At 41.0% G+C, this 1,834-nt stretch carries 1 protein-coding gene; it reads right to left on the reverse strand.

Features of this window, described 5'->3' with window-relative positions:
* Positions 1–1,691: IS1182 family transposase (locus tag CP370_RS09020; RefSeq protein ID WP_095154385.1), on the reverse strand; the 1,691-nt coding region annotated here is incomplete at its 3' end.
* Between the last annotated feature and the right edge of the window lie 143 nt (positions 1,692–1,834).

Here is a 1,834-nt window from a genome sequence, read left to right on the forward strand (position 1 = left end):
GTGTCTGGGAAAAAACTAACTTTCAGATACCAAAAGACGATCAATCCAACTCTTAATTTGAGTTGCTTGACCGTCTTTTTCTTGTTATTTTTATTTTTGTGTAAAGAAGATTGGTCCTTTGACCATCTTCTGTTCCAATATTTGCTTAAATTCATCATCATGAAGGCTATTCCCACATCAGTTTCAACCTTCTTTTTGCCTCTTAAATGAGTTCGACGCATGCCAAAAACGTTCTTCAAATGTCCAAAAACTGGCTCCACATCATACTTTCTCTTGCTGTAGATGTACCTGCCTTCAGGACTTTGGAGAACTCCTTTAGCTTTTTCTTTTAAGTATTGCCAGTTAGGATTATAGCGAACCTGCCGCTGGCGTCCGCTCTTGGTTTTGGCTAAACGCTCTAATTCTGGCGTTAATTGAAATTTATCCGCTTCGTAAACCTTAAAATCGCGAACCTGACCAGTCGATTTATCTTTACGCCGACTATAACATTTGAAGCTAAACCTAACGCCGTTTTGATCAAGGTAGTAATCGTCTTCTTCATCATAGAACCAGTTGGCTAGCTTAGTTGGATCGTTTTTGTACTTTCTAGTTTGTTCCTTTTCGTACATGGTATAAGGGATATAGTACTGCTTGTCTGAATATTCTTCTTCAAGCATTGAGTAGTTGTACTCGCTGCCGTAGCCAGCATCGGCGACGATCTTATCGAACTTGTCCATTGTCGTCATCTGTTTTAAAAAAGGCTCTAGCGTCTTAAAGTCAGTCGGATTGGGATACAAAGCAAAATCGACTACGTATTGATCCGTTGTAGCGACTTGGATATTATAGCCTGGCTTGAGCTGGCCGTTCTTCATGTGGTCTTCTTTCATATGCATGAACGTCGCATCGTGGTCGGTTTTAGAGTAGCTATTTCGCCCAGCAAAGACTTCTTCTGCCTCTTCATACTTCTTCATTCTAGGCACGTAGTCTTTTCTTAGCTTATGAAGCAGCTTTTTTAGAGCTCGTCTTTTTGCTTTTCTAGCCGAGCCGCCAGGAATGGCTTTAGGCTCTTGGGCAATCTCTTCAGTCAGTTTTTCAATTTCAGCTTCCGTTTCTTGCGCTAGCTCCGTCAACCCCTGACTGGTTTGTACTTGCTCTTTTGCCATTGCTTTGACGACTTCTTTGGCAATCAGTTCATCATATAGTTCAACTGCTTGACCTTTGAGCTTTTCATGATACTTTTCAACTGCCTTGCGCCAGACAAAGCTATAGCGATTGGCATCGGCTTCGATTTTCGTGCCGTCGATGAAGATAGCCCCTTCGTTGATCAAGCCTTCTTGTTCCAGTAGGTTGGTAAAGTAAAGAAAGCATTTCTTGACCAATTCGTTGGCGTGGTCGCTCGATCTAAAATTATTGATGGTATGGTATGAAATCTGCTGGTGCTCAGCCAATACCATCATTGGTAGATTTTCTTCTAACATCAGCGCAATTTTTCTGCCTGAGAATACTCTGCGAGAATAAGCAAAAAGCAAGATCTTAAGCATCATAGCAGGGTGATAGGCAGGACGCCCGGTTTTGGCAGAATCGCCCAATAGGACGTCTTCTGGAATCGAATCGACGAACCAGCCGATCACTGTTGCCAAGTGATTGTTAGGTATAGTAAAGTCTAAATTAAGTGTTAAAGCAGTCTGGCCTGTGGTATAATTTTGATACATTGAGATTGTCTTCTTTCTTTTTATACTGTAGCGATTTAATAATATCAAGGAAGGCAGTTAAAGTATAGAAAAAGAACGATGAAATCGAAAAGGAAATCATCGTTCTTTTTTCATGTCTTAGGAATTAGTTTTTTCCCAGACAC

Source organism: Lactobacillus sp. UMNPBX19 (assembly GCF_002553805.1).
Taxonomy (GTDB): Bacteria; Bacillota; Bacilli; order Lactobacillales; family Lactobacillaceae; genus Lactobacillus.